Source organism: Lysinibacillus sp. 2017 (assembly GCF_003073375.1).
Lineage (GTDB): Bacteria > Bacillota > Bacilli > Bacillales_A > Planococcaceae > Solibacillus.
The window spans coordinates 2938252-2964800 of sequence record NZ_CP029002.1; the positions used below are offsets into that span (position 1 = coordinate 2938252).

Consider the following 26549-nt stretch of genomic DNA (forward strand, 5'->3'; position numbering starts at 1 on the left):
TACTCTTTTGAATTATGCTTGAATTTGCAAGCTTATTTTCAGCTATTCTGTTCTCATTTATTGAAACTTCCGCTAAGTTAAAACGTACTACTTATTAGGGGTGATAAAAATGAACGATCGATTACAATTATTTTTCGACAATCTTGATAAAATCCATCTTTACTTCGGAACAGAGGACGATAAGTGTGCCAGAAATTTAGCGTTAAAATTAACCGTTCGAAACATTCATTTTTATTATGAGGATTATGAAAAAGTACAGCAGCAAATGAAAGTACATACGAAATGGTACCAATTTGTTAGCATGAATTTGCCAGTTTGCCATGCTTATTACGTCCATTTTGCGAAAACGCCGGAAAAAATCCCACACGCCCTACATATGTATAAATTATTGACGAAAAAATTCCATCGTGGTGACCAATGTTATTTAGCAGCACTTCATATTGAATCAGAACAATCCATTCAAAAAATTGAAGCATTAATTACAGAATTAATGAAGCAGCCGAGCTTAAAATATTCGCATTTAGCAACCAATACTTGCGCGATTTTAGCCGCTCGTCCTGAATCACCACAACAATTAGCCGTCACTTATGAAACATATTATCAAGCGCTCGTTTCCATTGGCTTTGAACGAAATAGGGAAACCAAAAATAGTGCCTTGTTATTAACGATTGGCACGGGTGCGTATTGTGAAGCGACATTCAAGCATTTACAAACATTAGCAGCCTTCATTCAAAGGGCCGAAATTTCAGTGATAACTTGTCACTATATAACACTTACACTCCTAGCATTAGCAAAATTCGAAATCGCCCAATTCCCAGCACTTTATGATATTCATGATGAAATTTGCCGAAAACTTAAAATTAGTCGTAACCAATGTAATTCTTTATTAATTGCCGCTCAAGTTTATACGTCCAATGAAGCAATTGGAGATTTACTGTCTTATGAGCTAAATTACTCTGATTTTATGTACGCAGCAATCAATGATGATTTTGGCGGTGATGGAGATTGACAATTGCTACTATACAAATATAAAGGGTTTATCGCAGTCATTTACGATAAACCCTCTTTTTTATTTCGTTATCAAGTTTTTCGGTTCACATAACTCAAATTTCCCAATCATACTTTCAGTTGTACCCATTGTACTTCCTACTACTACAATGGCCTCATTCATGGCAGCAATACATTTTGTAAATGTATTACCACTTGCTGAAATTGTACAATTTAAGGTATCAATCGCTGCACCACCTGCTCGCGATGAACAGCTGTCAAACACCGCATTATTGATCGTAATATCAGCATCATAAATATGTAGTGCACCTGACATATCTGCACGACTTCCTTTGAAATGACAGCCTTCCAAAACTAACTTCACCTTTTGTACTTTACCTGTAATGCGGCTGAAGAAATCCATTTTCTTCATATGACGCGCTTCCGTACCCGCAATATACATGCTACCACCTTTACCAAGCGTCGAATTATGTTCAAACACACAATTTCGCAACACGAAATGATCGCTGTTCGTGAAGTAAACCGCACCACCGCGTTCTTCGTCATAACATTTTTCAAACGAGCATGTATCAAGTTCCACCTTGGCGTTGTTCATTTCAATGGCGCGCACATTACTCGCACCGAAGAAATGAGCGTCTTGAATTTTTGTTAAGCCTACATTTCGTAGCGATAGCATCGTTTTGTTTGCATCAAGTGACGCGATAAATTGGGCACCATCTGCTTTTAATACACCACCATCAACAATAATGGTTGCTTCGTTGCCAAAGGTTACTTTCATGCCATTTAAATCGAGCTCGGCACCCTTACTGACAATTATCTCGCCATTTAAATAAGTGGCATGGCTTAATTTTTTCTTGTGACCTGCGAGTAGCGTCATTTGCATAAGACGTTCTTGATATTCAAAGCCTGGTAAGAAGAAGGCTAAATCCTGTAATGGGAGCGCTACACTTTGCTCAAAAGCAGCTTGCACCACTTTTGTCGCCACCTCGGTATCTTTTTTCAGCATTGCTAAGCGGAAACCTCGGATAAACTGCACTTCTTCATAGTTCCACTTTATGTACGGATTGTGGATCTGCTTCAAGCGCAACTGAGATGGCTAGCTTTTTAAATTCCGCTGGTAAATCGAGTAGCGCAACTTGTTTTTTTAATACATCCTTTGCCATCTCACTTGGATAACCATTCACACAAACGAGCATGGCATAACCGATTGCATAGGTTTTACGGAATTGAATATTTTCATTGGCAAGCGGATGTTTTTCAGCAAGCAGCTCACGTTTTACTTGGCGTAAATTATCTAAAATTGACATGTCTTATCCTCCAAAGGCTCTAGTAATCGTTACATTGAACTTTTCTCTCCTTATTATAACGACAATTTTTGTATATTTTGTATATTATTTCCCAAGAAATAACCTTCTTCTTGGTAATCTACATGAATTCGACAAAAAGGCATCTCGTGTGTATACCGTTACGAGATGCCTTTTGTTAATTATTTAGTTTTACGTTCTTTTGCATATTCAGCGGCTGCAGTAAAGACTATGTCTGAAGAAGAGTTTAATGCTGTCTCACATGAATCTTGAATAACACCGATGATGAAGCCAATCGCAACTACTTGCATCGCCACATCATCTGAAATGCCAAATAAGCTACATGCTAATGGAATTAATAATAATGAACCCCCTGCAACTCCCGAAGCCCCAGCTGCTGATATAGCTGATAGCACCATTAAGATAACGGCAGTAATGAAATCAACTTCAATTCCTAATGTGTGCGCTGTTGCCATTGTTAAAATGGAAATTGTGATTGCCGCGCCCGCCATATTAATCGTAGCTCCTAAAGGAATCGATACGGAATATGTGTCTTTGTCTAATTTCAGTTTTTCAGCTAATGCCATATTAACAGGAATATTTGCTGCTGAACTACGTGTGAAGAAAGCTGTAATCCCACTTTCTTTTAATGATGCTAAAACAAGCGGATACGGATTGCGACGCGCTACGATGAACACAATTAATGGGTTGATCACTAAAGCCACGAAGAACATCGTACCAACTAAAATTAAAATTAAACGACCATACTCAGATAAAGCTGATAAACCTGTTGTAGAAATCGCTTCAAACACAATTGCCATAATCCCAATTGGTGCTAAGCTAATTACCCATTGTACAATTTTCGTTACGGCGTCTGATAAATTTGAAATCACCGTTTTTGTTGAATCACTTGAAGCTTTTAATGCGATTCCTAGTACGACCGCCCATGCTAAAATCCCAAGATAATTTGCATCCATAATCGCACTTACTGGATTTGAAACAACGTTATATAATAATTTCTCTAATACTTCTAAAATACCACTTGGCGGAGAAATATCTTGCGCACCTGTTTTTAATGTTAATGTCGTTGGGAAAATGTAGCTTACGATAACTGCTGTAAATCCTGCAAGTAACGTACCAACTGCATATAATACGATAATCATTTTCATATTTGTCGCCTTGCCACTCACATGTGAAGCAATGGCATTAATAACTAACACAAACACCAAAATCGGTGCTACAGCCTTTAAAGCTGAAATGAATAACGTACCTAAAATTGTAATTCCACTTACTGCATCTGGAATCGTTAAGGCAAGTATAATACCTACAACAATCCCGATTATAATGCGATTGACTAAATTAATACTGTTCCATTTTCCTAATAACCGTTCCATAAGACCCTCCGCCATTCTTAGATGATTGATGAAAACAAACAATCGGTTGAAGATGATTTTCCCTCACCAATTGAAGATTTCTATACTACACTTCAATACTCGTTCTCTTGTTATACCACAATAATACATTGTATTACTTGGTAACACAACTGTATTTTTAGAGTGTACATTTGATTGCACAGTTACTCATCAATCAAAACGTTGCTATATAGACATTTAAATCCGAATGGAAGTATAAAAACACGAATGAATTTTTATTTCAAAGACTAATTATTTACTATACACGTACAATTTCCAATTAAACCCTCTTTTACGTTCGGATTATTTTATAAAATACGGAGGCTAATACTTGTTGAAATAGCATACCAAATACAACAGGCATGGCTACTTTTGATGGGAAATAAGTTGTAGCAATAACAACACCGACTGCGATATTTCTCATCCCCGCATTAAATACAAATGTTGCTTGATCGGCACGAGACTTCAAAAAAGTGCGACTAATTATTAACGAAAACGTATAACCAGAAACTGCGACTACTAACACTAAGCCAATAACACTCGCTAATTCTACATTCAAGTTTTTTACATACGGTGCAATCGCGCTACTATTAATCATAATAATACCGAATAAACAAAGCTTCGATACAAGCGCTAACGGCATCCCCGCCTTTTCCGATAACTTCCCCTTTGTCCATTCATTCATGATCATCCCTAAAATAGATGGCAACACAATCATCCATATTAAATCGAAAATAAGGGCAGATGTTTCTAATTGAATGCTTTCCCCTAAAACAAGATGCAACGTCACAGGCATTAAAATGGGTGCAAGTAATGTATCGATCAAAATAATCGCTAGGCATAATGGCAAATTCCCTTTACTAATCGTTACCCAAATAACACTCGTCACACCTGTTGGTACTGCAACAGATAATAAAAACCCAATCGAAAGTAAATGATCATTAAAAATAACTTGCGCTAAAAAATACGCCCATAATGGCATTAAGATATGTAAGAATGCAATGATAAATAAAATCGTTTTTGGATATTCTTTAAACACTTTAATATCACGAAACTTCAATTTAAGGCTGCTAATAAACGTCATCCCTGCAAATAAAATTGGCACTAAAAACAACAAATGCCCCCCGATTTCTTCTAATAAAATACCCATAACTAGACTAAGTGGCGTTAAAATAGGCATCCATCGTTGAATAAATTGATTGAGCTGTTGAACCATGACTTTTGCCTCTCTTCCAGTAATTTTTCCCTATTCGGATTGTATCATAGACACTTTCTTAACTTTATTTTCTCATTGCTACGAATCCTTTTTCTACCTAATTCACTAGCGCTAGGTAATTTGATTTTCCTATTAATAGTATCCCCACAATATTCAATTGAACTAAAATATTTTTGTTTTTTTTTAAATACTTAAGAGTTTTTAACTTAATTTTAACCTTTTTACTTTATTTTACTTGTAACAGGTAAAAGATTTAGGGAGAGTGTTAAAATGCAACAAAAAAAAGCGAGTACGAACTATGAGATTTGTTTCATTAATGATTTAAAGTCTGGACAAATCGTCTATGAGGATGTGTTTGTGGAACAACGCTGCCTTCTAGCTAAAGGCCATGTGTTAACAGATCGCATCATTACTATTTTAAAAAATCGCAATGTTCAGCAAGTCATGATTGAAAAAGCACTGACTACCAATCATTCAGACAACTCCGCGATGAATATCATAGAGCAAATGAAATATGAACTAGGTCATGACTTTTTAAAAGTACTTGGTACGTTAAGCTCGGAAACACGCTATGGAAAAGCGCTCAATAATTCAGAAGATGTCCATTTCTTAAAAAATTTATTAGCAAATTATATGGAAAATCCTATGATTTATAAATTATTTACAAACTTAAAAAATCACGATGAAAGTACGTATCTCCATTCAATGGATGTATTTACGCTTGGAACATTATTTGCACTTTCAGAAGGTATTACAAATATAGAAGAAATTGCACTTGGCTACTTATTCCATGATATTGGGAAGATGAATATTACAAGTACGTTACTCAACAAAAAGGAACGCTTAACGAAAGAGGAATACGCTGCCATTCAAAGTCATCCTACAAAAGGCTATCAACTATTATGTAGCAATGGCTTTGAACATATTGCTCATTTTGCTAAGTCACATAACGAACGCTTGGATGGTTCCGGTTATCCAGAGGGCTTAACGAATGATCAACTTTCACATGAGATGCAAATTTTGCAGATTGTGGACGTCTATTCTGCCATCACGATGAAACGTTCCTACAAAGATGGTGTGGCTGCAGTCATTGCTATGGAAAAGTTAATTAAGCAACATACAAAATTCGATAGCAATTTAGTTTATCGTTTTATAGATCTAATTGGTATCTATCCTGAAAATGCAGTTGTTTTACTTTCAGATGGTAATCAGGCAATCGTAGAAAAGGTCAATTCCCTTTATCCATTATTACCAACTGTCAAAGTTATTCAAACAAGTGAGACGTTTCAAATGCCGATGGACTTTAGCTTATCTATCAACAAAATGATAACGTGTCAGGTTGATACACCACAGCAGTTGTTTAGTAAGTTTTCGGATTTCCTTCTAAATAATGACGAGGAACAAATGATTCGTTACTACAAAAAACTAAAGGTACATTATCATAAAAGTGAATGGTTTACGCATATTTATTTACCAGTACTACATATTTTCCGAGTTATGGAAAACTACAATATGGTTCCAGAAGTACGTTTTGAAGAGGTGAAAAATAAGTTACTAACAATGATTGAAAAAACATTAAAGTCCTTCCGACAAAACCATCATCACCATGAAAAAATCCTACTGTTAACTGAAGATCAAAATACATCTGCGATTATTCAGATTTTTGAAGGTATATTGCATAACCATAATATTTATCCGTTTATTTCTATCGTTAACCAATCAAAAGAAGCCATTGAAAATATGATTATGTTATGTAAGGCGGAAAAACTGATCGTCATTGGAGATTCATTTAAAGACATGCCTACCTCTACAATTCAGTATTACCATTTAACGGAGCAGCAATTAGAAGGATTGCTATCTCGCTATTCAAGTACCGACGTTCCAACACATCAATTGCTAAATGATTTAGGTCAATTTCTTAAAACCGAACATCTACTATGGGTTTAACTAAAGGAGCTGCTCTCAAATGTTTGCTGAGAATCTAACATTAAACCAGCTATTAACGCGCGAATATGTTGAGAAATATAAGAAGATGATGCTCATTCAGCCAATGCCATCCATTGTTTCGGAGCAACAAGTACAAGCGCAATTTGAACGCATTACGGCCAAGACAGAACAAAATATATGGCTTTTTCAACCAATTGACTATACATTCGATTCTGGGCAATATGCGATTGTCTATGAGGATTTTTCAGGACAAATTTTGCAACAGTATTTAAAAGAAACGACACTTAGCTCACATCAAATTTTACAAATTGCGATTGAGCTAACAAATGCTTGCATTAGTATCCATCAACATGGTGAAATCATTGAACATTTCTACCCAACCCTTATTTCGATTCAACCACAAACGCATAAAATAAAATTTTTAGCACCCATAGCGGTGAAATGGTCGAGTTCTCAAACAACGCAGCAGCACATACCAAAAGTAACAGACTTATCTTTTTTAGCGCCCGAGCAAACGGGTCGTGTTATTTCAGAAATTGATGAACGTACGGATCTCTATTCGATTGGTGCGATTCTTTTTGAAATGTTGACGCGAAAACCATTATTCCAAACAGATAATATTGCGGATTATATGTTTTATATTTTAACGAAAACGCCAGATTTAGCTTTACTCGAACAGCATTGTCAACTTCAAGTTTTGAATCAAATAATTGCAAAATTACTAAGCAAAAACAAAGAAGACCGTTATCAAACGGCTTTCGGTCTACGTATGGATTTAATAAAAGCAATGGAATTATTAGTCAACCAGGACTTTTCAGCACAATTTGTGATTGGGGAAAAGGATACGCCGTTCCAGCCGATGCTTATATCAAAATTATACGGTCGTGAAACAGAGCAAACACTCTTACACAATACTTATAATCGCGCTAAAAATGGTCACAAAGAAATCGTTTTTATAAGCGGGAACTCTGGTAGCGGGAAATCCACTCTTGCACGAACATTAATTCAAGTGGCCACACAAGAAAAAGGCTATTTCCTTGAAGGTAAATTTGATCAACTTCAAGAGCAGCATTCCTTCCAACCGATAGTAGAACCATTCCGAAAATTATTGCGTCAAATTTTTTTAGAGGGTGAACAAGCGATTGAAGAATTTCGCGATAGTCTTTTAAACGTAGATTTAACGTTAACAGATAGCTTATTACAGCTTATTCCCGAATTAAAGTGGTTCGTCAATGATCGCATTCGTATTACACAAGAGAGTAAACAATATTTATTGCAACTAAATGCCTTTATTTTCTCATCCATTCAAAAATTATTGCTCATTTTTTCTAAAAAGAAGCAGCCGATTATTATTTTTATCGATGACATTCACTGGGCAGACCATGAGACCATTTATATGTTAAAACAAATTTATGAACAACTTGAGGGTGGTTACTTCCTATTAGTCATTGCCAGTCGTGAGGAATCCGAAGAGATAAAAGACGAATTGTTGCATTGGCAAAAGGAATTACCTTCTTTTAGTAGCATACAGGTGCGATTACTTTCCTATGATTGTATTTTGGAATGGGTATGCGATTCTTTGCATTCAAGGTGTAATACAGCAAAAACCATTGCATTACGCCTTTTCCAAATGACACAAGGAAATGCATTATTTGTACATGAAGCATTTCGTATTTTCATTAAGGAAAAGACAATTTTCTATAATCTTCAAACCGCAAGTTGGGAATACGATATAGAAAAATTGCATCAAAGCATTGACCATACTGGATTGTTTAATTTTATCGAAAGTCGTATGAGTTTGCTGACAGACAATGCACACTCCCTGTTACAAACTGCCTCTTGTTTTGGTCATGTATTTGACTTTTATTTATTAACTAAAATCGCTAAAATGCCTTATTACGACTTACTTTTAAATTTAGAACAACTATTAACAAATGGCTTCATTGTGACAGTCGATAATCAATTTGATCCTACGTTATTAAGCATGCCAGAAAATAAGCAGCAACTACATTCGATGAAATTCCAGTTTATTCACGACCGCATTCAGCAATCTGCTTACGAAACTTTACCTCATGAAAAGCGTGTGGAAACTCATTTTGCCATTAGCCGACTTTTGCAACAAGAAGATGTGCTTGAAAATCAGTTGCAAGCTCTCGTTCGTCAACTGAATAATTGTGTGGAACTATTATCATCCACTGAGCATCGACAATTAGCCCTGTGGAATTTAGAGCTTGCTACGAATGCCAAAAGTGCTGGCCTTTACGTTAATGCACGTCAGTATTTCAAACAATGTTTATCTTTTTTACCTGATGATCCATGGACACAGCTTCGCGAACAAATGATCCAAATTTATATGGGGATTGGGGAATGCGAATATTTAGTTGGGAATTATGAGCAATCTAAACTGTATATTTTCGAAGCTCTTTCTCATACACAAACGACACTTGAAAAATTAAAAGTTTATCGCTTAATGTCGCTTATTTTTATCGAGGAAGAAAATACCGAGCTCGTGTTAAATGCTGGGATTACGGCGATGGATTTATGCCAAATGAACATTAAGCTTGAACCGAAAAAATGGCAAGTTGCACAGGAATTTTTCTTATTAAAGGCTGCCCTTCGCAATAAATCAAATGAAGATTTACTTAATCTAAAGCCCATTGAAAATGAAGAAATTGATGTACTCATTCAAATTATGATCAATATCGTGAGCAATTCCTTCCGAATGAGTTCCAATTTAACAGGTATGATTTTACTGCGCCTTATGCGACTGCAATTGAAGTACGGGGCTCCTACAGAAAGCGCCATTGTCTATATTAACTATGCGCTCATTTTAATTTCGGGCTTCAATGATGTAAAAGAAGCATCACGCTTTGGAAAATTAGCCGTTTCAATGGCGGAAAATCAAGAAAATACGTATATTTTAGCTCGCGTATATTTTATTTATAGTATTTTCTTAAATCACTGGGAAAAAGATTTTGATTCAAGCATCCATCAAATGCGTGGTATGCAACAAAATATGGAGAAACTCGGCTTGTACTATACCCTTACTGCAGCATCTTGCTTCTTATGTTGCGCCCAGCTTATTGATGGGAAATCTCTACAAGTAATTAACGAGGAACTTTTGTATCAACAGCAATTGTATGGTAAATACCAAAGTGTCCTTGCAAATGATTATTTGAAAGAATTAAAGCATTGGATTCATACGCTTAAGTCACCGAATGTTGAGCCAGAATGGAACGCGCATATCACATTAAAAGACGAAGAAGCCGTCACGGTTATGCACTATACACTACGCTTACGCATGGCCTACTTATTTAAAAATGAACAGCAAATTAAGCAATTGTTAAAAGATCTGGCAAAACAAAGTGACGAGGTGTATTCTCTTCCTACGACACCCGTCTATTACTTCTTCCGCGCACTTTGCAACATCGACTTTTTAAAAGGAAGAATGCCGCATTCACTTTCGAAACGAACACTTTTAAAAGAAATAAAAGACAGTATCCGTCTTTTTAAGAAATGGGCCGCGGAAGCACCGCATCAATATGAACATTTGTATGTGACGCTTTTAGCTGAGCAACATGCGTTGAACTGTGAGCTTGACCAAGCAAAACGTTATTATGACCAAGCGTTACATTTAGCGAAGATTTATCATTTCCCTCAGGATGAAGCGATTATTTATGAGCGTACTGGAAATGTGTATATTGAGGAGTCAAATCAAGCGAAGGCATCCTATTACATTTCTGAAGGCATTCAAAAAATACGTGAATGGGGCGCGATTACAATCGCAAATGAATGGAAAATACGGTATACCGACTATACGCTCAAAAATAACTCCAATAATTATCAAGTACTTCCCTATGAGTTGATGAGCTTGTTTGATGTAACACAAACATTAGCAAACGAGGTAAGTATCGATGAAATGTTGCATCAGCTTTTACATTCGGTTTTAAAACAAGCAAACGCTACTTCTGGTTATTTTATTCGTTATACGGAGGATGGCTACTATACTATTTCTCAAGCTCATGTTAAAGATGAAGTTATATCAAAAAGGCAAGTTCCCGAGAAAACCAAACAATCGATAAACATCATATTGGATTACGTTCAGCAGCTTGGAAAACCATTAATTGTTGATAATTTAGATAATAATTTAACCTTTAATCATTTAACAATTGAAGCAAAATCAATTCTATGTATGTCGATTCAACATAAAGGTAAAACGCAGGGCTTCTTATTTTTAAAAAATCATTTATTATACAATGCATTCAACTCCGTTCAGCTTGATTTTTTACGTATTATTTCCACACAACTTGCAGTAGCTCTTGAAAACTCGGAAATATACAACGAGCTTGAAAATCGTGTAAAGGAACGAACTGTAACATTAGACAAAATGAATGTATCATTAAAGGATGCTAATACTCGTTTGGCCATTAATGAAGGAGAACGGAAAAAATTATTACAAAGTATTTCGCATGAATTGCGCTCGCCCCTGACGTCAACTTTAGGGTATATTGAATCGATATTAGATGGCGTCGTGCAAGATCAAGCACAGCAAACACTTTACTTACAACGAAGTCGTGAACGATTACTCGCATTAAATCGACTGATTCAGGATTTATTTGAACTAGCAAAATTAGAAGCTGGACGAATGGATTTTACATTTACTAAAGTTTCAGTTGAACAGTTTTTCGAAGACTTTGCTTACCGATTTGAAGATGATGTTCATTACGCCAATTTAACTTACTCGGTTTCTTGTAAGCTGCAGCCCGATTGCTATGTTTTAGTCGACTTACTAAGAATTGAACAAGTCCTTTCGAATTTTATTACAAACGCCATCAAATATACGAAGGAAGGACGAGTTTCATTATCCATGGCTATTGAAGAGGGCGAATTCGTTTGTATTGTTGAGGATAGTGGCATCGGTATACCTAACCAAGACCTGCCATTTATATTTGATAGCTACTACCGCGCATCAAATGCTAACGTATTGAATTCTCATGGAATCGGACTTGCCATTTGTAAAGAAATCATTACGCAGCATCAAGGGAAAATTTTCGTAGATAGCTTAAAAGAACAAGGATCTCGATTTTTCTTCACACTACCACTCAAACACTAAAAGTATGTGCCCCTTCTAGATAGGACGATTCACGGGGCACTCTTCTTCATCTCAACTTTCAAAGCACTAACATCCCTTTCGAAAATTCCGACTTATATAATACTATTTTTTTATTCAGATAAACCTATTAATAGTAATTCTTGCACGATACATGTTATTTTATTTAATGATCGGAAGGAGGAATACCTTTGAACTTAAATAAGCGTGGTTTCATGTTTTTATTTGCCGGCATCGTTTTATTAGCCCTTTCTATTTTCGTAACGATTGATTGGGGCTTTGGATTATGGATGGCCGTATTTTTAATAAGTCTTGTATTATGTACAATCGGAATTATTTTGTTAATCATTCAGTTAGTGAGACAAATTAAAGAAGACCGTCAAAATAATTAAAATAAAAAGTACAATGACACACTCAAAATCTTTTGAAGTGAAGTCATTGTACTTTTTTCATCTCATTAATAAGAGTAATAATTTTCGCATCGCATGCTTTGCCTCCGGTATCGGGAAAACAGGAAAGACATGATTCATTTTAGGATATTCAAAATAAATGATTTCAACACCCTGCTCATTTGCCTTACTTAATAGCATTTGTGCATCTACAATTAATAGTTCTGCTGTCCCCACAAATAACGTGATACGTCCGATGTCTTTTAGATCCCCATATAAAGGGCTTACCTTATAATAATCGAGTTGCTGAACATTCGCCCACAGCTTACCTAATTGCTCAGCACCGTAAACCCCTAGTAACGGGTCGATATTTTGCTCTTGTAGCTTTAAATAATCTGGGTGTTGACCGGTAATATCGAGCCAAGGTGAATGCAGCACTACTTGTTCTGGCTTTGTCTTGCCAATAATTTTTACATCTTGTGCAAAGGCTAAAGCAAGTCCGCCTCCAGCAGAATCCCCCATAAAGATAAACGGTGCATCATATTGTTGAAGCAGTTGTTCATATAATGCATGAATCTTGTGAAAAGCATCCTCGTGATTCGCATGAGGCAACTTCGGATAAATAGGAACCACAATCGTAAAATCCGTATGTTTTGCAAGCTTCACTAAATAACGCCAATGGAAAACAAGTGGCTCATTAATATAAGCACCACCATGAAAATAATAAATGACCTTTTTCGGATTCGGTTGTTCGTTAATGATGTAATAAAGCATTTCGTCAATTTGAGCTTTTTGAATGTTGTTTCTCCGTTGAAATCTACTGTTTAATTCATAAGGTGTTGCATGATATTTTGCTTCGATAAATTCTTGCATCAATTTAATATCTAAATATCGTTTCCTTGTTCCTCTTAAAAGTAGCAACTTCTCAAATGCAACACTTTGCCAACTACGCATAATTACGATACCCCCTTTCCTTAAAAGTTTGGTTTCATTTAAAGTTCTTCTAACCATTGTTTCATTTCTTTTTTGGCATACTCCAGTTCATAGTCATACCATTGTTCAATAACACCTACGACACTTGCTGCTTCTTTAAATGCACGAAACGGTTTGCGTCCATTTAATGCTTGAAACAAAGCTTCTTCTACTTTCCCTTCAAATTGATTTGAAAAATCGACCATGACTTCATACATTTCGCGTGAGTCTTTTACTGGGACCAGTTCAATTGAATCATCCTCTTCCCAATCGTCGGCTTCCTCTTCTAGCGGAACATACACTTCTTGCGTTTCGCTATTGTAAAAGAAGCGTAATTCATCTTCACCATTTAAATAGGCATCTGCTAATTGCTCAAGTAAATCCATGTCTTCTCCCCCTTTTTCTTTCTATATATTACGAAAAGTGCCACCTTATTGTCGAGTATATATTGATGAAATAAATACAGTCCCGCTTCTATCCTTTGTATTATATTCTTACACTACATTACCCGCTTCCACTGGGCATTCATCCTAAAAATTCGCTATTTTTAAGTATAATCATAAAAAAATAACATTCAACAAAGATGCGTTAAATCTTTTGTTGAATGCTTTCATTTTTTATCCTCTTTGACTTTCATTGTAAAAAACAATCGAATATACGATAAGCATTTGGTACACTGTTACTAATAACTACTGAGGATTCGATCAATTTGGGGTGGAAAGTCATGAACAAACGAAAACGTGCATTATGGGGATTTATCATTGGCGACGCTTATGGTGTGCCGATGGAATTTATGGAACGGGACAGTTTCAATGTTCGCGATATGATTGGTTATGGTTGCTGGGACGTACCCGCAGGAACATGGTCTGATGATAGCGCGATGACACTCATTACAATTGAACATTTAATTAATGATTCTTCCTTCGCTGATCTAAAACGTGCCTTTTGTGACTGGGGTTATCGTGGTTACTGGACATACAATGATGAGCCTTCCTTTGATGTGGGTTTAACCATTTCGGAAGTCATGAATCGTTGGGAACAAAAAGGTCTTTTCGAAACGGCTAAAACTGATGAACAAAGTAACGGAAACGGTGCCTTAATGCGTATTTTGCCAATTGCCTTTTATAGCTATAAACGAAGTATAGAAGAACGCTATGTAAAGGATTATGCAACATTAACGCATGGTCATATTCGCTCTACACTTTGCTGTTTGCATTATGTATATGTTGTACATGCGCTAATGGACGGTCTGTCAATTCAAGAAAGCTTACAGCAAGCAAATGAAGCGTTCACTCCAAAATTAAAGGATTATCCAGAAGAGGCCGTCCATTTTGAACGGATCTTATCTATAGAAAACGTGCAACGAGATGACATTCAAAGTAATGGTTATGTGATTCATACGTTAGAGGCGGTTTATTGGAGCTTATTAAATAGTACGAGCTACTTTGAAACCATTTACAATGCCGTTCATCTTGGAAATGACACAGATACAATTGCTGCAATAGCAGGTGGACTTGCTGGACTTCATTATGAAGAATTAGATATTCCAGAAGATTGGATGGGGCTTATACCAAAACGTGAACAAATCGATACATTACTAGATCGCTTTGTGAAAGTTATTTTTTAATCATTCCTTTTTAATCAAGTACGTTCTGCTACGCTACGGGGGACGCTTTCCTGGGGGCGTGGCTCCATCTAACTTGTTACTTGCCTCTACGGTGGCAAGCAACAAGTGGATATTCCGCGCACGCTTAATCCCCCAAGGAGTCGCCCCCTGCGCTTCGCGTCACTCAATTTTTATACAAATTTTGTTATTCTAATAGGGTGTTTAAAGAAATTGCTGCAGCAAGTGAATCATTAGCCGACCTTTCAGAACAACTACAAGCGGTTATTTCACACTTTAAATTAAATAAATAAATGGAAATGCCGTTCCCTCATTAATCAATAAATGAAGGAACGGCATTTTTTTTAAATTAATCAACCTCAACAGAAGATTTAATAATATCTCCGTTATATAATTGTACTTTTTCGTAATCCTGCTTTTCGACTTGCAGGACAAATGTATGCGGTACGCCCTCTTCTTTACAGTTAGAGCCTTCCACTGGCAATAACTTCGCCGCTAAATTACCGTCATGATTATAAACACTATCTACCGCAATACCACAGCTATTCGAATACGTAACGATAAAGACCGCAAAATAGTTTTCCATATCCATCGTTACACCTTCTACTTGAAACCGTGCTTGTAGTTCTTCTAGTTGTCCGGCTGTTTTTGCATACGCCACATACGGTACAAGTGACTCATATACTGGCGCAATTTTTTCTTCATATTTTACGATTTCAAACGGCACTGCCTCGTCTTCAGCAAATGTTGGTGTGCTTTTTGCTCCACCATCGCACCCCGTCAATGCAAGCACAACTAAAAGAAGGGATATCCCATATTTTTTCATTTTTAATTTCCTCACATTTCTATAAGAGCTCATGTCTATCCTTCTGTGATTTTATTAGAAAAGCGCTTGTTTATCAAATTTTTGATCAGGCAATTTAGTGAAGAAATATATGCTTTTCTTCATTTAAATAGAATTTAGCATTACAAATGTGGAACCTTCTAAAAAAACAGTTTATTTACAGCTAAATATATGCACAAAATTTTATGATTTTAGCAATTCCAACCTTGAATTTTTTTCAGTTCTCCTATCAAAAGATTAAAAACCTTTCACAAACATTGTTCTATGGGCTTTGATACTAATAGATTGAATATATCGGTAAATATAAATAGCAAAATGCAATCGTTTTCATTTTCTATTAACAAAAATAGATTTTGGAATTAATTTAATAAATGTAAATTAAATGGTAAAATATTGTCTGTTTTGTGACGACAATTTGTTTTTTCGAGTAAGTTCTATTAGAAATCATAAGATTATTTTTGTTATAGTTGCTAATAGACTTGTTTATTAAACAAAAGCTTACGAAGCAATGCATGACAGCTTGCTTTGCTTATTTAAGTTCATAGAAAAGGGAGTTATTTATTCATGGAATCACAGTTACAAGTGAAAAGTCCAAAATTGATGGCCGCAGTTTTAATGATTGCTTCATTCATCGGTTTATTCGGTGAAACCGCATTAAACATGGCATTAACAAACATCATGGAAGACTTCAGCGTTAGCGCAGGATTAGCGCAGTGGTTAACGACTGGTTATTTATTAGTATTAGCAATTTTAGTACCTTTATCAGCTTATTTAGTACGTTGGTTCTCAACACGCCAATTAATCGTCAGTGCATTAGTAATTTCAATCATCGGATCATTAGTTGCTGCACTTTCGCCAAACTTCGCCATTTTATTAGTGGGTCGTTTAATCCAAGCAATCGGAACAGGTATCTTCTTACCATTAATGTTCAGTGTTGTCTTAGTTATTTTCCCAATTCAAAAACGTGGGGCGGTTATGGGGATCGTTGGTTTAGTATTAACAGCTGGTCCAGCATTAGGTCCTACAATCGCCGGTTTAATTATTAGTGCTTCTAGCTGGCACTATATTTTCTGGATCATGTTAGTACTGAACTTTCTCCTAGTAGTTGTCGGTGCATCTAAAATGGAAAATGTGTCAGAAATCACAAAACCGAAAATCGATGTTCTTTCATTTTTATTATCAACAGTTGCATTCGGTGGTATTGTATTCGCATTAGCAACACTTGCAGAAACACCATTTTCAGATGCAATCGTATGGGCACCGTTAGTAGCAGGTGTTCTAGCATTAGTATTATTCGTGCTTCGTCAATTTAAAATGGACGCACCAATGATTGACTTACGCGTTTTCAAATTCCCAATGTTCGCATTAGGTACTGTACTTATGTTTGCAACATTATTCGTTATTTTAACAGTAGCGATTTTAATTCCTCTTTACCTTAAGAATGTATTAGGCTACACAGCAATTGCTGCTGGTTTACTAATGTTGCCAGGTAACGTTTTAAACATCATCATGTCACCAATCGTTGGTACGAACTTCGATAAAGTTGGTGCAAAAATTTTCACACGTATTGGTTTCACAATGATTACAGTTGCTGCGATTTTCTTAGTATTTGGTTTATCTGCAACAACACCAGTATGGCAAGTCGTTACTGCTTTATGTGTCTTCTTCGTAGGTGTATCAATGACAATCATGCCAGCACAAACGAATGCTATGAACACATTAGCACCAAAACTTTATGCTGATGGTTCTGCAGCAATGAACACGTTAAACCAAGTAGCAGGTGCTGCAGGTACAGCCCTAGCAATTACATTATTCACAGCTGGTCAAAAAGACTATATCGCTGAATTTGGTGCAGCGAACCCAGCTGACTTCCTAGCACACGGTGTAAGCCACGCCTTTATCGCTGTATTAGTAGTTGGTATTATTGGTTTAATCGGATCATTATTCATCAAAAATAGTCGTCCAATACATTAATTTCATGCACATTCAAAAGCACGCTAGCCATAATTGCTAGCGTGCTTTTTTCATTCCTCGTGATTCGGCTTCATAAATACTCCCTTACACCGCTCAATTATCAATGCAACGTATTATGCATTAACTTCCGAAAGTTTAAGTATATTCATTCACAAATTAAATTGATTTTGCATAATCACATTTTTATTCTGTTATATTTTTTTATTATAGTAACTAAAATCGCAAGGAAAAATACGATTAGGCTATTTATTAGTAAATAACCGGCAAGATTCAACCCATAGAATATCGCAAAGGCATCTTTAATAATAAATAATGCTAATGCAATTCCTAGTCCACCAAATACGCCTGCTAGTAGTAATATTATAAAAGCAGCAGAATATAGATTTTTCTCCTTTTTGAAGACCATAAACCCAATAACATTTGCAATAACGATTAAAAAGCCCATAAGTATGATGAAAAAACTATCCATTTAATTCCCTCCATAAATCATCACTGTATTGAATTACTTTAATGGATGGATCGTCTTCTAACTGTTGCTTAATTAAATAGTTATGTGCAGCACCATATAAAATAACAATACGTTTTGTTTCAGGTTTTATTGATTTTTTTATATTATGAACGATTCGTAAATTACGATAATACCAATATTTTGATACCCATTCAAATGCAATTTCATCCTCTAACTGCATAAGGTCTACATACACTTTATGATCGTTTAATACGTACTCGTCAGAATTTATATATTTATATAATTTGATGATTTCTCTTTCCTGAATAATAGATGATAACTTATTGATGACGATTGGGATGCGTGCCATTATTTTCTCATACGCTTCTTTTGATTTTCCTTCTGCAACAAATTTTAAATCAAGTGATGCATCTAAATTCTCGTTCCAATCGGCAGCATAAATCGTCTCATGTCCATGTTTTTTTGCTAGTCTAAACCCTATTTGATATATTTCATTTTGTTTAAAATCCTCACTGATCAATTCTGAATGATAAAGTGTATTTAAATTGTGCTGTAAATCAACTGGATACTCGATAAAGATTTGATCAGCTTGAAACTTTGCAATATCATTCGTTAATTGTTCAAAATGAATGTCACTATATTTGTCTGTATCATCTTTTGACAAAGCGTTGATGTCAGGCGTGTAACCTAAGTGAATGGTACCTACTAATAAAACTTCCATGTACATGCTCCTTTTACTAGCTTTATTTATTTTGTTATTAAATTATAAGTTTAATTATCTCATATGAACCTTAATATGGGTATTTTTGTAATTTGTATTCCCTATATCAGCGATCAACTTTTATTTGGGAATCCTATTTGGAGAGACTTTTAAAATCGTTAGGATATTTACAATTATTGTATACTTGGAAATAATTGTAGACTTGAAATAAAGTCATACCGTTTTGGAAAATTCGATAAAATTACGGGGGAACTTATGAAAACTCATTATTATTTAGGTTGGTTTAATGATTTTTTTCCAGACAATCTGGGCAGGGTGTTACAGGAGGATATAACGGATAGAAAGTCGCTTGTTATGATTAGCTCGGATCCTTTATTTAATGAGGTTGATGGTGCTACTGAACGCTCGTGGTTTGACGAGGCTGACATTATGTTCGATGAATATCATTTAATTAATTATCGCGTACAGAAGGAAGATGCCCAAACCTTAATTCAAAATGCCTCAGTTATTTTCTTGTTAGGTGGAAATACTCTTAACCAAAATAGTTTTTTAATTGAATATAATTTATCTGTTGCGATTAAAAAAAGCAATGCTGTTGTGATGGGAGCAAGCGCTGGTGCAATCAACATGTCTGCTAAATGGTTATGTTCGAAAAGTTTTGGCTATAACGTTGAAATTAGCTCTGTTTACGACGGAATCGGCCTTGACAATTTTTCCGTCCTATCGCATTTTGATCTTGAAAATAACATTACATTGGTTCAACGCGAACTATCTCCCTTATCGGAAGAAATTAATATTTATGCGTCGAACAATGATTGCGCTGTACGTGTAAAGGGAGACAAAATTGACATTTTAGGCAATGTATATTTAATTTCCAACTCAAAAATTCAGAAATTAGATGAGACGCTCTAATTGTCGTAAATGGCCATAAATTTTAACTGTTCTTAACAATAAACGACCTCAGAGATTTCCCCGAGGTCGTCTTTTATTTATTGTTGTGCGCTTTCGCAGCTTGACTTTGATGTAATTTTTTCATTGCAAAACGGGCAATGGGTTGTGCGATTAATAATTCAATCCAAAAGGCAATCCCAAAGTTACGTAGCCAAATGGATATTTCATTTGCTCTTAAATAAACAACTTTATCTCACTTCACTTAAATTTAATAGGTTGGCTGCGTTGTCATTAATATTGGCATAGGCCCCGTCTAATTCACCCATACTTACGGCGAATTGTTGTGTGAACGCAGCGATTTGTGTGGATGTTTCCGTTACGGATTGGATCGATTCACGAATATTTTCAAGTTGCGTCGCGATTTTATTGGCACTATCCGTACTTCCCTGAGCCATTTTTTGAATTTCATTTGCTACGACTGCAAATCCACGACCGTGCTCCCCTGAACGAGCCGCCTCAATCGAAGCATTCAATCCTAGGATTTTTGATTTAGATGCGATGTCTTTTACTAGTCCGACAATATGATTGATTTGCTGAATGTCACCATTCATGGTTTCGGCTGATTGTACTAAGCCTTCTAAACGATTGGAAACATCAGAACTTGCCTTTGTCAATTCTGCATTGGTTGCAGACATTTCTTCCACTGCGCTTGATAATTCTTCTGCTAGTTGACGCATCGCATCCATTTTTTCATTTGAAATAATTGCACTGACGACGCCAAGAAACTGTGAACCGTCAAAAATTGGCTTCGCGGTTGAAATATAAGCAAAACCAAACTGTTCTGGCCCTTTTTCATCTCGAACAGGCATTTTTGAATGAAGGGCTTTAACTGTAACAGTGCCTTTAAAACTCTCAACTTTCATCCCTAAACTTATTTTCAAATCGACTTTTTTCCCTGGCATATAACCGACTACTTGTTCCGTATCCGTAACCACGATACACGCATCTTCTGGAAAAGTAGCTTGATAGATATCCATTGTGTCGACAACTGCTTGCAATTTTTGATGCATAACGTTTCCCCCTCTATGTATAGGTACTCCTAATTATACTAAAAATTCACTATATTACTCGTTCATAACTGGTATATTTTGTGAATTATGATTAATATTGGATAATCACCGTAACATGGGGTTGATTTTTATTTGTATTCGTTTTGTCTAGCTATTGGCGGGCTACGGCATGACCGCATTATGGCCACGTGGTACGTGTCCATACTACTGTCTTTAATGCCGCGGTAGTGACCCCTTAAAGTTAGAGTTTTATTATGCAGCTAATTGGTTGACATGAGTTCGGTATTTTACTGGGCTCATGCCACCCAGTTTCTGTTTAATTCGTTCGTTATTATAGTAATCGATATAGTCTTCGACTTTCTTCTTTAACGCTTCATAAGAGGTTAATTCCTCACCGTAATACATTTCTTGTTTCAATAAGCCAAAGAAGTTTTCCATGGCCGCATTATCTGCACAAGTTGCTTTGCGAGACATGCTTTGGAAAATCTTGTTCTGCTTTAACGTGCGTACCCATGCCTTATGTTGATAGTGCCAGCCCTGATCAGAGTGAATTGTTATTCGATAGTTTGCGCCATCCTGTAGGACTGGGAGCGCTTGTTTCAGTGATGCCATGACGAACTCTAGTGTCGGCCGTTTTGAGATACTAAATCCAATTATCTCTCCATTATATAAGTCCATAAGCGGACTTAAATACAGTTTTTCGTCATTTGTACACTTGAACTCTGTTACGTCCGTTACGACTTTCTGTAAGGCATGTGGTGTACTGAAGCGACGATTCATACGGTTTTTAGCCACTTTTCCAACAGTCCCTTTATACGATTTATAGCGTGACTTGCGTACAAATTTCTCACATTTCAAGTTCAATTCCTGCATGAGGCGCTGTACTTTCTTGTGATTAACCATGTACCCTTGTGCTTTTAATTCCGCATGAATCCGACGGTAACCATATCGCCCTTCATGTTTCTCAAACGTCTCTAAAATCAAGGCTTTCCAAGCTTCATCCGGGTTCTCGTTTTTGAGTTGCTTGATGTGATAATGGTACGTTGCTTCTGGAATCGCTACTTGTTTTAAGACATCGATTAATCGGAATCCTTCTTCTTTAAGCTCGAAGGCAATGGTTGCTTGTGCTTTTCGAGGAATGTTTTTGGGTTCTCCCGAAAAGCCCTCAACTTTTTTAAATAAGCGACCTCTAAACGAAGTAGTTCCACTTCTCGTTCTAGCTGTTCTTCGCGTGACATTATTTCTTGTTTCGTTTTATTTGTTTTTTTAGGCATAGTTGGCCATCCTTTCACGCGTTCCAGGCCTTCTATACCTTCCTTTGAAAATTTAGCTTTCCATTTCGAGACCAAATTAGGGTCGTTCAAGTCAAATTGAATCGCTGTCTCCTGTAAAGAAGCACCTGTTTGTTTCATAAAGTTTAGTACATTTAACTTGAATTGAACAGAATAAACTTGATCCTTCTTTTTCACCGCTAACCCATTTCGCCCAAATGCTTTATAGGCGCTTACCCAACGTCTTACTTGTGAGGGTACAAGTGGTGCATATTTATTTGCAATTAATCGATAACCATATGGGCCATTTAAATATTCCTGAACGACCTTTAATTTAAATTCTTCACTATACTTCGCCTTAGGCATAACATCACCCCAAAAGTTCGTTTTTAGCTCTAACTTTTGGGGTGCAGTACCCGCATGCAAGGCCCGCCAATACAAAGTGTTGTACTTTTTACCTGGTTAAATGCTTCAGATAATGCCGCTTGCGCTTTCGCGAGGCGGCTGGATTAATCAGAATTACATCTTATTAATGATATGAAAGTGAATGCCATTGTTTCATTTATGATTAACCCATTTCCTATAAACTATTTTAACTTTTATAAAAGATACTTATCGAATAAGCCTTATCTAAAAAACCTTATTAGAAAAAATTTTTTATTCCAAAATAGAGTGACGCGAAGCGCAGGGGGCGACTCCTTGGGGATTAAGCGTGAGCGGAATATCCACTTGTTGCTTGCCGCCGTAGAGGCAAGTAACAAGTTAGATGGAGCCACGCCCCCAGGAAAGCGTCCCCCGTAGCGTAGCAGAACGGACTTGATTAAAAAGGAATCACTTTGAATTCTAAAGTTATGTCATCCCCAACTTATGGTGATGAACCTTAATATTACCTTCTAATGAATTCTAATAAAATTGCCGCATAAAAAAAAGAGAACTGAGGCATAAAGGATTCTCCTCACTTCTCCTTGTTATTTAAAAGTGTAAGTCCTGTGGCTCTCCATCGTTCATTAATTTAATCGTTATTGGATCTAGTTGTAGCGTAATCATTTCATCTGCATCAGAGTTAAAAATATCTTTGAAGAAATTGGCGATTTTCAGTTTCAATGTGTCATCCTTAATCTCTGTCAGCTTTGCCGTAATCTCTACATAAGGAGCATCCATAGCTTCCTTTGTATAGCCGAGTAATATATGCGTGTACGGGTTTTTTTCTAAATCCATTACCTTTTGCGATTCCTCTGTCGTCGTTGTATACAACACAAATTCCTCGTTTGTAAATGTCATATAGCGAACATATGGCTTCTGACCGTTAAGTGTCGCCATCGTTCCAATTTTATTTTTATTGATAATCGAAAGTACTTTTTCTTTTACTGTCTCCACATTGATTCCCCCTTAAATTAAATGAACTTCTTCTTGGTTTTTCCCATTTTTGTTCATAATACGCATTCGAATTGGTGTTACTTGAAGAACAACGAATTCTTCTTCGTTTGCTGCAGGGTACTTTTCTAATAGTTGTTGCTTCACAATATCGTGTAGGGTCGTCACAGCATTGCCTTCAATTTCTAAGAATGTTTCAAGTAAGCCGTCACTTTCATAGCCAAGTAAAATATGAGTTGATGCATTTTCTTTTAGCTCGTTCACGACTGCAGAATCTTGTTTTGCCACGGTGTACAGTTTGTTTTCAACATATAAAAATGTCATATAGCGAGAATTCGGTCTGCCTCCATTATTTGTTGCCATGACACCAATATTGTTTTCATTCAAAATTTGCAGTGCGATTTCTTTTGACGTGTTCCCCATGTTCCCACTCCTTCAAATTGTCCTATTCCATCAACAAGCATGTTTAGCGAAATGTTCATTCGCTCTATTTGTATTCTTCCCTTTAGATGGACATGTAAAACAAAACATGTTGAAAACTGTAGGCTAATTCCTATTATGTCTCCCCATTATTTACATAAATTAAAATGACTACGAACGAAAGAAGGTATGCTTGTTGAATCAATATCCGTTTAATCCGTTTGATGAGAGCCCAAACGGACAACCATTTAATCCGTTCTTCCCGCCATCATTTGATGGACCAGGGTCATTTCCAATGAATCCTCCACCATTTGGTAGTCCAGGCGCGCCCCCAATGAATAATCCTCAGCAACCGGGAGGAAACACCCCAATGCCACCGGGACCGCCCCCTGCCTTTTCACCAGCAATGACAATGTCAGGTTCACAAACAGGTTCTAGTGGAATTAGTCGCTGTATTTACCGCAACACCTTTATTTGGCAAAGAAACGGCAATAGCTTTTGGTTCTTCCCAACATTTGTATCCAGAAATGTTATTTTAGGTTTCCGATGGGGACGATTTGGCTGGACGTTTAGCACGATCAATCGAGACTCGATCCTGACGTTCCAATGTTTTTAATGATTATGTGTTTGATAGTTGATAGTTGAGTGCTAACTATTGGTATAATAACAATAGATTGCTACTTTTTATGGTAGAACTTATCACAGCCTATTCCTACTACTATACTTATTTGAGGTGAACATATTGTTTAGATTCATAGGCTTTGCTATCTTACTTATACTAGTTCTTTCACTAGTATTGCTTATTTTCACGCCGTACCCCGCTTCTGCGGTCATTAAGAAATTATTTGAAGGTGGCGTCGCTGTTGAGCCTAAAAACTACGCTGAAATAAAAGCGAACACCTTCCAGCAGGAACATATAATTTATAAATCAAGCTTTTCATCAAATGAACTTGATGTTATTTCACCTAAAACGGTAGATACCCCATTACCTGTTATTCTGTGGGTCCATGGTGGGGCTTTCGTTGCAGGCGATAAATCCGACATTACCGAATATGCGGTGCAAATTGCCGAAAAAGGATATCACGTCGTCAATATCAATTATGACCTCGCCCCAAAGGCAAAATACCCGACACCCTTACTCCAGCTGAACGACGTGTATCAATGGGTGATGGAAAATGCCGAAAGCTACAAATTTGATATAACAAAGCTGTTATTTGCAGGAGATTCTGCTGGTGCTCAAATCGTGAGCCAGTACGCATTAATCCAAACAAATGAAGCATATGCCAAAGAGATTAAAATCACGCCTGTTGTAGCAAAAGAAAACATAGCTGGGCTCCTTCTATTTTGCGGGCCTTTTGACATTCAAAAATTGAGCCACTTAAGTGACAACAAAATCGTGGCCTTTTTATTAAATCGTGTAGGTTGGGGCTATATCGGAGACCGTAACTGGCAAACATCTGAAACGGCTCGGCTCGCGTCACCAATCGATTTTGTGACACTTGATTATCCACCATCGTTTATAACGGATGGTAATGTCATGACGTTTGATGAACATGGTAAAGAACTTGCTGCGCGATTACAAGAACTGGGTGTGCCTGTCGTAGAAAAATTTTATGAGGGCAACGAACTACCGCATGAATATCAGTTTATGATGAATACACCAGAAGCTTTTGAAACATTTGATGCTGTGGTGAAGTTTATCGGAGAAGTTGTGGAATAGAAATTCTTGTTCTAAAATAAAATTTTGGGCACGCGAAATCGCTCTATGCATTCCTTAAAAAAATTTTTTTAAGCATCTATTTGCCTTAGGTAATCCTGAGAAATAGGTGCTTTTTAATGGGTAAAGCCTTATTCCAATAGCCTTTGCAAAAATCCCTTACACCCATACATTTAAATCTATCTTGAATCAACCTAGTTGACCGAAAAAATTTTTTAAAATAAAATAGAAGTATAAAAGTTTTGGGGGCGTAGTGAATGTACAAGGTTGGTGACTTAACATTTTACAAATCACATGGTGTTTGTAAAATTGATCGAATTACTGAAGAGAGTTTTTCTGGAGAGCCAAAGTTATATTATGTGTTGCAATCAAAAATTAAACCAGGTGTAACTTTATATCATCCAGTTGAAAGTGATAACTCACAATTGGAGCGCGTATTAGATTATGACGAAGCGGTACAATTAATGGATTGTTTCAATAATCCGCCCAATGATTGGGAAGAAAAAAATACGAATCGTCATCGCGTGCAAGTAGAAACTTTAAATGGAAATAATCATTTTGAGGTTGCACAGTTGATGAATACATTATTAAGAAAAGAACTTGAACTACAGTCAAATGATAAAAAGTTAGCATCTCAAGATACGCAAACTTTGCAACAAATTTCTGCTATCATTTACGATGTTTTGGAATTAGCATTAGAGAAACCAAAAGATAAAATAGAGCAAGAAATTCGTAAAAGAATTCAGAAATAATATCTCTGTAGCAACTTAGCCTATAGATTTAAAACAAGAAAAAAGAGTAGCACAACTCATAGTA

General features: G+C 36.4%; 24 protein-coding genes. 10 read left to right on the plus strand and 14 right to left on the minus strand.

Annotated elements, in window-relative coordinates; all coding sequences use genetic code 11:
• Nucleotides 1–109 precede the first annotated feature (109 nt).
• On the plus strand, nt 110–1009 hold the full coding sequence (locus DCE79_RS14425) for a DUF4003 family protein (protein WP_108713697.1): 900 nt from the start codon (nt 110–112) through the stop codon (nt 1007–1009).
• A 60-nt stretch (nt 1010–1069) separates the two neighbouring features.
• Here DCE79_RS14425 and DCE79_RS14430 read toward each other — a convergent pair whose 3' ends face one another.
• The 4 genes from DCE79_RS14430 to DCE79_RS14445 all read right to left on the minus strand — a co-directional run bounded on the left by DCE79_RS14430 (nt 1070) and on the right by DCE79_RS14445 (nt 4940).
• Entirely contained in the window at nt 1070–2089 is a 1020-nt protein-coding gene (locus tag DCE79_RS14430; protein ID WP_159083112.1) for a right-handed parallel beta-helix repeat-containing protein, read from the minus strand.
• Entirely contained in the window at nt 2049–2315 is a 267-nt protein-coding gene (locus DCE79_RS14435) for a hypothetical protein (protein WP_108713699.1), read from the minus strand. Before DCE79_RS14435 ends, DCE79_RS14430 begins: the two co-directional genes overlap by 41 nt.
• Nucleotides 2316–2494: 179 nt before the next feature.
• A complete protein-coding gene (gene sstT, locus DCE79_RS14440; RefSeq protein ID WP_108713700.1) occupies nt 2495–3706 on the minus strand; it encodes a serine/threonine transporter SstT in 1212 nt (403 codons plus the stop codon).
• A gap of 310 nt (nt 3707–4016) precedes the next feature.
• On the minus strand, nt 4017–4940 hold the full coding sequence (locus DCE79_RS14445) for a bile acid:sodium symporter family protein (protein ID WP_108713701.1): 924 nt from the start codon (nt 4938–4940) through the stop codon (nt 4017–4019).
• 270 nt (nt 4941–5210) lie between these two features.
• Between DCE79_RS14445 and DCE79_RS14450 the strand changes: the two genes are divergently transcribed.
• The 3 genes from DCE79_RS14450 (at nt 5211) to DCE79_RS14460 (ending at nt 12389) form a co-directional block, all read left to right on the plus strand.
• On the plus strand, nt 5211–6887 hold the full coding sequence (locus DCE79_RS14450) for an HD-GYP domain-containing protein (protein WP_108713702.1): 1677 nt from the start codon (nt 5211–5213) through the stop codon (nt 6885–6887).
• Between the two features lie 19 nt (nt 6888–6906).
• Complete coding sequence (locus tag DCE79_RS14455) at nt 6907–12000, plus strand: AAA family ATPase (protein ID WP_108713703.1); 5094 nt, start codon at nt 6907–6909, stop codon at nt 11998–12000.
• Between the two features lie 188 nt (nt 12001–12188).
• Nucleotides 12189–12389, plus strand: coding sequence for a hypothetical protein (locus DCE79_RS14460; protein WP_108713704.1), 201 nt, complete (start codon nt 12189–12191; stop codon nt 12387–12389).
• A 57-nt stretch (nt 12390–12446) separates the two neighbouring features.
• On the opposite strand, the gene DCE79_RS14465 is transcribed toward DCE79_RS14460, so the two are convergent.
• Together DCE79_RS14465 and DCE79_RS14470 are read right to left on the minus strand one after the other, a co-directional pair.
• The gene (locus DCE79_RS14465; protein WP_159083113.1) at nt 12447–13340 is read right to left on the minus strand and encodes an alpha/beta hydrolase; all 894 of its coding nucleotides are present in this window, start codon (nt 13338–13340) and stop codon (nt 12447–12449) included.
• A gap of 38 nt (nt 13341–13378) precedes the next feature.
• On the minus strand, nt 13379–13744 hold the full coding sequence (locus tag DCE79_RS14470; RefSeq protein WP_108713706.1) for a UPF0158 family protein: 366 nt from the start codon (nt 13742–13744) through the stop codon (nt 13379–13381).
• Nucleotides 13745–14082: 338 nt separating this feature from the next.
• Here DCE79_RS14470 and DCE79_RS14475 point away from each other — a divergent pair, with 338 nt between their 5' ends.
• Nucleotides 14083–14985 (plus strand): ADP-ribosylglycohydrolase family protein, encoded by a 903-nt coding sequence (locus DCE79_RS14475; RefSeq protein WP_108713707.1) that lies wholly within the window; start codon nt 14083–14085, stop codon nt 14983–14985.
• A gap of 346 nt (nt 14986–15331) precedes the next feature.
• Here DCE79_RS14475 and DCE79_RS14480 read toward each other — a convergent pair whose 3' ends face one another.
• Nucleotides 15332–15808: a Fe-S oxidoreductase gene (locus DCE79_RS14480; protein WP_108713708.1), complete on the minus strand. Its 477-nt coding sequence runs from the start codon at nt 15806–15808 to the stop codon at nt 15332–15334.
• Between the two features lie 582 nt (nt 15809–16390).
• On the opposite strand from DCE79_RS14480, the gene DCE79_RS14485 reads away from it, so the two are divergent.
• Nucleotides 16391–17800: an MDR family MFS transporter gene (locus DCE79_RS14485; protein WP_108713709.1), complete on the plus strand. Its 1410-nt coding sequence runs from the start codon at nt 16391–16393 to the stop codon at nt 17798–17800.
• Between the two features lie 175 nt (nt 17801–17975).
• On the opposite strand, the gene DCE79_RS14490 is transcribed toward DCE79_RS14485, so the two are convergent.
• On the minus strand, nt 17976–18269 hold the full coding sequence (locus DCE79_RS14490; RefSeq protein WP_108713710.1) for a 3-isopropylmalate dehydrogenase: 294 nt from the start codon (nt 18267–18269) through the stop codon (nt 17976–17978).
• On the minus strand, nt 18262–18990 hold the full coding sequence (locus DCE79_RS14495) for a DUF5694 domain-containing protein (RefSeq protein ID WP_108713711.1): 729 nt from the start codon (nt 18988–18990) through the stop codon (nt 18262–18264). Before DCE79_RS14495 ends, DCE79_RS14490 begins: the two co-directional genes overlap by 8 nt.
• A 255-nt stretch (nt 18991–19245) precedes the next feature.
• Here DCE79_RS14495 and DCE79_RS14500 point away from each other — a divergent pair, with 255 nt between their 5' ends.
• Nucleotides 19246–19902, plus strand: coding sequence for a Type 1 glutamine amidotransferase-like domain-containing protein (locus DCE79_RS14500; RefSeq protein WP_199912279.1), 657 nt, complete (start codon nt 19246–19248; stop codon nt 19900–19902).
• A gap of 227 nt (nt 19903–20129) precedes the next feature.
• Here DCE79_RS14500 and DCE79_RS14505 read toward each other — a convergent pair whose 3' ends face one another.
• From DCE79_RS14505 to DCE79_RS14525, 5 genes are all read right to left on the minus strand, one after another.
• On the minus strand, nt 20130–20951 hold the full coding sequence (locus tag DCE79_RS14505; protein ID WP_108713713.1) for a methyl-accepting chemotaxis protein: 822 nt from the start codon (nt 20949–20951) through the stop codon (nt 20130–20132).
• A 252-nt stretch (nt 20952–21203) separates the two neighbouring features.
• Nucleotides 21204–22091 (minus strand): IS3 family transposase, encoded by an 888-nt coding sequence (locus DCE79_RS14510; RefSeq protein ID WP_108711351.1) that lies wholly within the window; start codon nt 22089–22091, stop codon nt 21204–21206.
• Entirely contained in the window at nt 22031–22588 is a 558-nt protein-coding gene (locus DCE79_RS14515) for a helix-turn-helix domain-containing protein (RefSeq protein WP_108712468.1), read from the minus strand. The genes DCE79_RS14510 and DCE79_RS14515 overlap by 61 nt, the downstream gene beginning before the upstream one ends.
• A 606-nt stretch (nt 22589–23194) precedes the next feature.
• Entirely contained in the window at nt 23195–23599 is a 405-nt protein-coding gene (locus tag DCE79_RS14520; protein ID WP_108713715.1) for a pyridoxamine 5'-phosphate oxidase family protein, read from the minus strand.
• Nucleotides 23600–23611: 12 nt separating this feature from the next.
• Nucleotides 23612–24019, minus strand: a complete 408-nt coding sequence (locus DCE79_RS14525; protein ID WP_108713716.1) for a pyridoxamine 5'-phosphate oxidase family protein — start codon at nt 24017–24019, stop codon at nt 23612–23614.
• A gap of 193 nt (nt 24020–24212) precedes the next feature.
• On the opposite strand from DCE79_RS14525, the gene DCE79_RS14530 reads away from it, so the two are divergent.
• From DCE79_RS14530 to DCE79_RS14540, 3 genes are all read left to right on the plus strand, one after another.
• Entirely contained in the window at nt 24213–24632 is a 420-nt protein-coding gene (locus DCE79_RS14530; protein WP_108713717.1) for a hypothetical protein, read from the plus strand.
• Between the two features lie 126 nt (nt 24633–24758).
• Nucleotides 24759–25736 (plus strand): alpha/beta hydrolase, encoded by a 978-nt coding sequence (locus DCE79_RS14535; RefSeq protein WP_159083114.1) that lies wholly within the window; start codon nt 24759–24761, stop codon nt 25734–25736.
• 254 nt (nt 25737–25990) lie between these two features.
• The gene (locus tag DCE79_RS14540; RefSeq protein WP_108713719.1) at nt 25991–26485 is read left to right on the plus strand and encodes a CarD family transcriptional regulator; all 495 of its coding nucleotides are present in this window, start codon (nt 25991–25993) and stop codon (nt 26483–26485) included.
• Nucleotides 26486–26549: the final 64 nt, after the last annotated feature.

Coding starts and splice junctions, on each gene's coding strand:
- DCE79_RS14515 (WP_108712468.1), bottom strand. CDS start 22,588: ATGCCTAAGGCGAAGTATAGTGAAGAATTTAAATTAAAGGTCGTTCAG.
- DCE79_RS14470 (WP_108713706.1), bottom strand. CDS start 13,744: ATGGATTTACTTGAGCAATTAGCAGATGCCTATTTAAATGGTGAAGAT.
- DCE79_RS14505 (WP_108713713.1), bottom strand. CDS start 20,951: ATGCATCAAAAATTGCAAGCAGTTGTCGACACAATGGATATCTATCAA.
- DCE79_RS14540 (WP_108713719.1), top strand. CDS start 25,991: ATGTACAAGGTTGGTGACTTAACATTTTACAAATCACATGGTGTTTGT.
- DCE79_RS14450 (WP_108713702.1), top strand. CDS start 5,211: ATGCAACAAAAAAAAGCGAGTACGAACTATGAGATTTGTTTCATTAAT.
- DCE79_RS14445 (WP_108713701.1), bottom strand. CDS start 4,940: ATGGTTCAACAGCTCAATCAATTTATTCAACGATGGATGCCTATTTTA.
- DCE79_RS14525 (WP_108713716.1), bottom strand. CDS start 24,019: ATGGGGAACACGTCAAAAGAAATCGCACTGCAAATTTTGAATGAAAAC.
- DCE79_RS14490 (WP_108713710.1), bottom strand. CDS start 18,269: ATGGATAGTTTTTTCATCATACTTATGGGCTTTTTAATCGTTATTGCA.
- DCE79_RS14485 (WP_108713709.1), top strand. CDS start 16,391: ATGGAATCACAGTTACAAGTGAAAAGTCCAAAATTGATGGCCGCAGTT.
- DCE79_RS14480 (WP_108713708.1), bottom strand. CDS start 15,808: ATGAAAAAATATGGGATATCCCTTCTTTTAGTTGTGCTTGCATTGACG.
- sstT (WP_108713700.1), bottom strand. CDS start 3,706: ATGGAACGGTTATTAGGAAAATGGAACAGTATTAATTTAGTCAATCGC.
- DCE79_RS14500 (WP_199912279.1), top strand. CDS start 19,246: ATGAAAACTCATTATTATTTAGGTTGGTTTAATGATTTTTTTCCAGAC.
- DCE79_RS14475 (WP_108713707.1), top strand. CDS start 14,083: ATGAACAAACGAAAACGTGCATTATGGGGATTTATCATTGGCGACGCT.
- DCE79_RS14495 (WP_108713711.1), bottom strand. CDS start 18,990: ATGGAAGTTTTATTAGTAGGTACCATTCACTTAGGTTACACGCCTGAC.
- DCE79_RS14425 (WP_108713697.1), top strand. CDS start 110: ATGAACGATCGATTACAATTATTTTTCGACAATCTTGATAAAATCCAT.
- DCE79_RS14455 (WP_108713703.1), top strand. CDS start 6,907: ATGTTTGCTGAGAATCTAACATTAAACCAGCTATTAACGCGCGAATAT.
- DCE79_RS14465 (WP_159083113.1), bottom strand. CDS start 13,340: ATGCGTAGTTGGCAAAGTGTTGCATTTGAGAAGTTGCTACTTTTAAGA.
- DCE79_RS14435 (WP_108713699.1), bottom strand. CDS start 2,315: ATGTCAATTTTAGATAATTTACGCCAAGTAAAACGTGAGCTGCTTGCT.